The sequence below is a fragment of the Burkholderia sp. BCC1977 genome (assembly GCF_905339595.1).
Taxonomy (GTDB): Bacteria; Pseudomonadota; Gammaproteobacteria; order Burkholderiales; family Burkholderiaceae; genus Burkholderia.
Genome location: NZ_CAJPGQ010000090.1, coordinates 1 through 6,279, shown reverse-complemented (window position 1 = coordinate 6,279; position 6,279 = coordinate 1). Strand labels below are relative to the sequence as shown.

Here is a 6,279-nt window from a genome sequence, read left to right as displayed (position 1 = left end):
CCACTGCAGTTGGTGCCGGGCCTGCTGAGCATTGCGGAACACATTGCGCGTCAAAAGCGAGGTGAGAATTGGCATGCCGAGTTGGGGCACGAGATGGCGCGCTACCTAGTAACTCGTGTCGCAAATACCCGCGGTGTACGTGTTGTGGAGGTAGCCCTCCTTCAACATGTGACGACTGAAAACGTGCCGCTCGACGTGGATGTGTTCCTCGTCGACGAGCGGATCAATCGTGTCTACGCTGTTCAATGTAAGCACCTCGAGAATCCCTTCAGAATAGGTCTTTTAGACTGGCTGGAACGATTTCGTCGTCCGCGCAAAGGTGGCAGGAAGGGACTCGACAAGGCGGTTCAGCAATTAAGTGAGTTGCGACGATTGTCCCGCGATGATACGAAGGTCACGCGATTTCTCATGGAGAGTATCGGGCTAACCTCGGAGCAGATTGAGACGATTCGACCGGTCGTGGTGCACAACATATGGAATTTGGATTTTTGGCAGACCGATCAGGGAATTTGCTTCTATGATCTGCATACGTTCTGCAATGCGATCAAAGGCCGCGAGAGCACGATGGGAGTGATTGGTCCGGGTGGCGTAACTGAATGGGGATCTCTACGTAGCGACGTGATTGTAGTAAGCGGTAAATTCAGCACACCGAATGGAGAATCATTTGCAACTGACGGGCGAGCATAGCGCCATCGTGACGGTCGAGGTCGACCGACGATGTTCGCGATGGGGTCTCGGTAATGTGCGTCGACGCGATGGTCGAAGCGCGCTCGCTGCGTCAGCTCACGTGCGCCTCGGTTTGCCGCTTCGCATAGTTGAACGGCAGCAAGTCGCTGATGTCAGCGTTCGGGGCACGCTGCGGCAATTCGGTCAGTACGTGCAACAGCCAGGCATGGGGTTCTACGTTGCATGCGCGGCATGTAAGCATCAAGCTGTAGACCACTGCGCTCACCTTCGCGCCGGCGACCGTGTCGCTGAACAACCACGATTTTCTCGCAGTGGCAAACGGCCTGATGTCGCGCTCGATGATGTTGTTATCGAGCGGCATACGTCCGTCGTCAACGTAGCGAATCAGATACTGCCACTGTCGGCGGCAGTACCCAATCGCCTCGCCCAGCAGGCTCTGCGGCAGAATCTTCGGCGCCAGCTCATCGAGCCATGCCTTGAAGGCGGTCAACAGCGGTACGCTGTGCTGCTGGCGCAGTCGATACCGGTAATCGGTCAGCATTTCGCCTTCGGGAACAGCCTGCTTCGCCAGCGCCTCGACCTGATACAGCGCCTGGAAGAACTCGAGGGCTTTCGCGATGCGGGGACTCGGCTTGTTCTTCTGGCCCTTGAGCGCGTCCGTAAACAGCCTCCTCGCGTGCGCGAGGCATCCGAGGTGCGTGGCCGTCTTGATCGTGCGCCAGGCGGGCCAGCCGTCCGTCATCAGCGTGCCCGAGTAGTCGCCGAGGAAGGCACGCGGATGCCCCCCACCGCGCCCAGGTTGATACTCGAACAGCACGACCGGCTGCTCGCTGTCCACCGCGCTCCTGTACACCCACATGTACGACGTGTCCTGCGCCTTTCGATCCTTTTCCTTGAGCACCTGGACCGTGGTCTCATCGCCGTGGATCAACCACTGGCTGCGCAGAACCTGCTTGAGCGCATCATAAATCCGCGTGTAGTGCAGCTCGGCCGGGCGGATGATCCAGTTCGCCAGCGTGCCGCGGCTGACCGCAATGTTCGAGCGCGCGAGTACATCCTCCATCCGATACAGCGGCGTGCCGTCGACGTACTTGCCTGCCGTGACGGCGGCGATCATCGAAGGACTGGCATGACTGCCCGGCAAGGGTTGCGCCGGCATCGGCGCGACCACGATCGGCGTATGCACACCGTGACGTTCGCAATGTCGGCACGCATATTTGGCACGCGCGTGCTGCAGCACCGACACCTTGACCTCCATGTGCAGTTGCTCGCTGACGTCCTCGCCCATGCGATGCAGGGCCTTGCCGCAGCACGGGCAAGTCTTCTGGTCTTCGGGCAGATCGTACTCGATGCGCTCGCGCGGCAGATCCGCAGGCAGCGGCTTGCGGCCTCGCTTGCCGGGTTCGGGCTTGTCGAGCTCTGGCAACCCGGTGTCGGGCAGCGAAGGCACGTCACTATCGTCCTCGTCGGCCGGCTCGGCGTCGGCAGCCTGCTCGGCCTCATTGAACACGCGATCCTTGCGCTTCTCGCTCTTCGGCGCGTACTGCCGGGCCAGCGCGAGACGATATTGCTCTTCCAGCGCATCCAGGCGCTTGGTCAGTTCGTCGATCCTGGCATCGCGCTCGGCTAGACCGGTTTCGAGTTCGTGGAAGTAGGCCTTGGCGGCCTGCGGCAATCGGGCGAGATCGGCTTTTATGCGCTTCACGATAGCGAAGCGCGGCGTCGCACAGGTTTACGGAGATGTGTAACAGCCGGGACGGCCGTTGTTGACCAACAACATTCGCGATACCGCGCCTCAACTCGTGAAGCAGTACTGTCGTACGGGATGCGGGCGCAGTGCGTCGATATCGACGCCGTCGAGCAGCAGGTGGAGCTGGTCGACCGTGAGTTCGATCACCGCCTGCTGACGGCAGGGCCAGGCGAAACGATCCACCTCGAGCCGTTTCAACATCAGCCAGAAACCGGCCCGGTCATAGAGCAACAGCTTTACGCGATCCCGTTTCCTGTTGTGGAATCCGAAGACGGCTCGTGCGAGCGGATCGAGCTGCATCGACTGTTCGACCATCGTCACCAGCGTATTCAGTCCGGCCCGGAAGTCGATCGGCTCGCGATGCAGGTAAATCCGCAGGTCGTTGTCGAAGCGGAACATCAGCTCGCTCCCAGCGCGGCAATCATCGCCATGACCAGTGAGGTGTCTCGCCCAGAGCATTCGAGCTCGAGCACGACACCGTTAGGCAGTGTCGCCGACAAGCGCGCCAGCGGCGCCGCTCGCGGCGACGGACGGGGCGGCTCTCGTTGCAGCGACGGCTGCGGGGCTGGCAGTGCCGTTTCCGCAAGAGTCGACGCAGGTGACTCGTCGATCAAGACGACTGGCACGAAGGCTGACGGTGCTTGCGCGATAGCATCATGTGAAACGCCGACAACCTCCCGTCGTTCTTGCAGCTGTACCCATTTGCGCAACTGGTTCGCATTGACCCCAGCCTTCAGCGCCAGACCAGCCAATGACGCGCCCGGCTGGCGACAGGCTTCGATCAACTTACGCTTGTCCTCCGGATCGTATCGATGCTTGCCATCCGCGCACGTCCGGGTCACTCGCAGAGGGAGAAAGTCAAAGTCAGTGTCGGTCATCATTTGCGTCCGCAATTCAAGTCTGCGGACGCAATCGTGGATCGATTCAGCCGCGCCGGCTAGGTGCGGAGAATTTCGCGCTTACCATCTGGCTGCAAAACAGAGCGCTGCGTGTGCGGCCCGGCGGGCCGCTGTCGTCGGTCTTGCCTGTAGATAGCGATCGACGATCTGGGGTGGGATCGACTTCGACCTGCAGCAGCCACATTCGGTTGCGTACGTGCTGAACCGTGCGATGCGCGCCAGATACAGCTTCGCGGAATCACGTTTGTACCCTGCGTTGAATAGGCTGGCAGCAATGCGATCGATCTCATTGCCGAGCGCACCGCTGCGAAATCGCGCAATTACTCGGGTGTACTTGAAATATAGATCTAGCATGATCACTCCTTCCGTGACAGCCCAGGGACAATCCCGGGCACGGAGAGAGTGGAATCCAAATCTTATGTGGCGGCAAATTGTTAACGATCCGGTGGAGCCGGGGTGTTTGCAAGTTACACCACATATTGCAATCCGCCACATAAGAACGGATATGTGGCGCGACGCATATCCGTTCTCTGGGCATGTGTTCGTGTTTCGCGGCAAGCGCGGCGACTTGCTGAAGTGCTTATGGTGGTGCGACGGCGGTCTCTGCCTGCTCTCAAAGCGTCTTGAGAAGGGGCGTTTCGCATGGCCGCGTGCTGATGGCGGCGTGGTCGCGCTGACAACCGCCCAACTGTCGCTCTTGCTCGAAGGCTTCGATTGGCGACAGCCGGTGGAAGCCGCGCGCCCACGCAGCGCCTTGTAAACCTTTGTTAACCGATGGTGCCGCGATCACGGGCAGTCGTAAACTGCCCCATGGAATCGATCTCGAGCACACTCCCGGACGACATCGACGCGCTGAAGGCGTTACTGCTTGAGCGCGACGCTCAAGTTGCCGAGTTGCGACAGCAGCTCTCGTCGCGGGTGCTCGAGATCGAACACCTGAAGCTCACGATCGCAAAACTGCGCCGCATGCAGTTCGGCCGGAAATCGGAGAAGCTGGATCGCCAGATCGAGCAGCTCGAATTGCGGCTGGAGGATCTGCAAGCCGACGAAGGCGCCGCCGATGTGGCGGCCGCTCACGAAACGAAACGGTCGCGTCGCGAAGGTGCGAGCCGCAAACCGCTGCCCGATCACCTTGAGCGCGAAGAGCGGATCCACTTGCCCGCTGCCGCTGACTGCCCCGATTGCGGTGGGCGGCTTAAGCCGCTGGGCGAAGACGTCGCCGAACAACTCGAGTACGTGCGGGCGCACTTCCGCGTGATCCGTCACCGCCGTCCGAAACTGGCCTGCACGTGCTGCGATCGCATCTTGCAAGCGGCGGCACCGAGTCGGCCGATCGATCGCGGCACCCCGGGCCCAGCGCTGCTCGCGCACATTGCCGTGTCGAAGTTCGCTTACCACATCCCGCTGCACCGCCAGGCAGTCATATATGCACGCGACGGCGTTGAGATCGATCCCGGCACGATGGGCTACTGGATGGGCAGCATCGTGGGCTTGCTTGCACCGTTGGTCGACGCGGTGCGCCGCTACGCGCTGATCGGCAACAAGGTCCACGCGGATGACACGCCGCTGCCGGTATTGGCACCGGGTAACGGCCGCACGAAAACCGGGCGTCTCTGGGTCTACGTGCGCGATGATCGTCCGAGTGGTTCCAACGAAGCGCCAGCGGTCTGGTTTGCCTACACACCTGATCGCCGCGGCGAGCATCCGCAGCGGCATCTCGCTCACTTCGCCGGTGTGCTGCAGGCCGACGCGTTCGCCGGCTACGCCGAGCTGTATCGCGGCGGCACCATCCAGGAAGCCGCGTGTATGGCGCACGCGCGCAGAAAGATCCATGACCTGCATGCCGTGCGTCCCAACGCGGTGACGGAGGAAGCGCTGCGTCGGATCGGCGCGCTCTACGAGATCGAAGAGCAGATCCGCGGCAAGCCACCCAACGAACGGCACAGCATGCGCCAGGCGCGAGCGGTTCCGCTGCTCGACGACATGAAGCAGTGGTTCGAAGCGAGGCTCGCCACACTCTCAGCGAAATCCGACACGACCAAGGCGATTCAGTACGCGCTGAATCGCTGGCCGGCGCTCATCTACTACTGCAGCGACGGGCGTGCGGAGATTGATAACCTGATCGCCGAACGAGCGTTGCGCGGCGTTGCCCTCGGCAGGCGAAATTACTTGTTCGTCGGCGCCGACTCCGGTGGCGAACGCGCAGCCGCGATGTATAGCCTGATCGGCACGGCGCGCTTGAACGGCCTCGATCCCGAGGCATATCTTGCCTACGTGCTCGAACGCATCGCTGATCATCCGGTCAACTGCATCGATGAACTGATGCCTTGGAACGTGGCAACGTCTCTGCCGTTGACCGCTCGCGTCGAACCGATCCGATAGCATCCCATCTCCCGCGCGAACAAGCTGTACTACGATACTCACCGCGCGCATACACCGAGAGCAGCCACTGCTCTCCACGAAAGGGCCTCCGTATAAATCTGCTTAGAACGCTGATAGTGGGGAATTCGGGTTCGGGAAAAAGCTGGCTTGCCGAGCGAATTGCAAATCAAATGGAATCACCCTGTATAGATTTGGATTCGATTCATTGGCTTCCAGGCGGGTACAACGTTGCCCGCGAGCGCAACGAGGCGGTACAGCTGCTGCGAGATGCCGCGAAAGCTGAGCGCTGGGTGATTGAAGGAATTTACGGCTCGCTGGTCAATGAGATTCGTACCGACTCTACGGCACTGATCTGGCTGTGTCTCGACGAAGGAGAATGCGTTGAGAACATCCTCCAGCGCGGTATCCGTCGTGGAGGAGACGCGGCTTCATTCGAAGCATTGTTGGATTGGGCTTCGACGTATCGAAGCCGCCAGGGACCGAGTTCATACATTGGCCACCAGAGACTGTTTGACGACTACGGGGCAGACAAGCGGATTCTGCGATCACGTGGTGACGTAT

7 protein-coding genes are annotated in these 6,279 nt (G+C 60.8%); 4 read left to right on the top strand and 3 right to left on the bottom strand.

The genetic code is table 11. The features are described 5' to 3' along the window. The coding region (locus tag U5771_RS34445) for a hypothetical protein (RefSeq protein ID WP_322028077.1) at window positions 1–687 on the top strand (687 nt) is incomplete at its 5' end. Between the two features lie 91 nt (window positions 688–778). Here the strand turns inward: U5771_RS34445 and tnpC (U5771_RS34440) are convergent. From tnpC (U5771_RS34440) to tnpA, 3 genes are all read right to left on the bottom strand, one after another. Next, window positions 779–2,362, bottom strand: coding sequence for an IS66 family transposase (gene tnpC / locus U5771_RS34440; protein WP_322028078.1), 1,584 nt, complete (start codon window positions 2,360–2,362; stop codon window positions 779–781). Window positions 2,363–2,482: 120 nt separating this feature from the next. After that, entirely contained in the window at window positions 2,483–2,836 is a 354-nt protein-coding gene (gene tnpB / locus U5771_RS34435; protein ID WP_322028076.1) for an IS66 family insertion sequence element accessory protein TnpB, read from the bottom strand. Continuing rightward, window positions 2,836–3,315 carry an IS66-like element accessory protein TnpA gene (gene tnpA, locus U5771_RS34430; protein WP_322028075.1) on the bottom strand — a complete coding sequence of 160 codons (480 nt, stop codon included), beginning with the start codon at window positions 3,313–3,315 and terminating at the stop codon, window positions 2,836–2,838. Before tnpA ends, tnpB (U5771_RS34435) begins: the two co-directional genes overlap by 1 nt. 373 nt (window positions 3,316–3,688) lie before the next feature. Between tnpA and tnpB (U5771_RS34425) the strand changes: the two genes are divergently transcribed. From tnpB (U5771_RS34425) to U5771_RS34415, 3 genes are all read left to right on the top strand, one after another. Beyond that, the gene (gene tnpB, locus U5771_RS34425) at window positions 3,689–4,096 is read left to right on the top strand and encodes an IS66 family insertion sequence element accessory protein TnpB (protein ID WP_322028074.1); all 408 of its coding nucleotides are present in this window, start codon (window positions 3,689–3,691) and stop codon (window positions 4,094–4,096) included. Window positions 4,097–4,146: 50 nt separating this feature from the next. Further along, window positions 4,147–5,718: an IS66 family transposase gene (tnpC, locus tag U5771_RS34420; RefSeq protein ID WP_322028073.1), complete on the top strand. Its 1,572-nt coding sequence runs from the start codon at window positions 4,147–4,149 to the stop codon at window positions 5,716–5,718. 170 nt (window positions 5,719–5,888) lie between these two features. Further along, window positions 5,889–6,279 (top strand): adenylate kinase (locus tag U5771_RS34415; protein WP_322028072.1); only part of this gene is annotated, 391 nt, incomplete at its 3' end.

Bases quoted from the DNA above. Each gene is read 5' to 3' on its own strand.
- tnpB (WP_322028074.1), top strand. From the start codon at position 3,689: ATGATCACTCCTTCCGTGACAGCCCAGGGACAATCCCGGGCACGGAGA.
- tnpC (WP_322028073.1), top strand. From the start codon at position 4,147: ATGGAATCGATCTCGAGCACACTCCCGGACGACATCGACGCGCTGAAG.
- tnpA (WP_322028075.1), bottom strand. From the start codon at position 3,315: ATGACCGACACTGACTTTGACTTTCTCCCTCTGCGAGTGACCCGGACG.
- tnpB (WP_322028076.1), bottom strand. From the start codon at position 2,836: ATGTTCCGCTTCGACAACGACCTGCGGATTTACCTGCATCGCGAGCCG.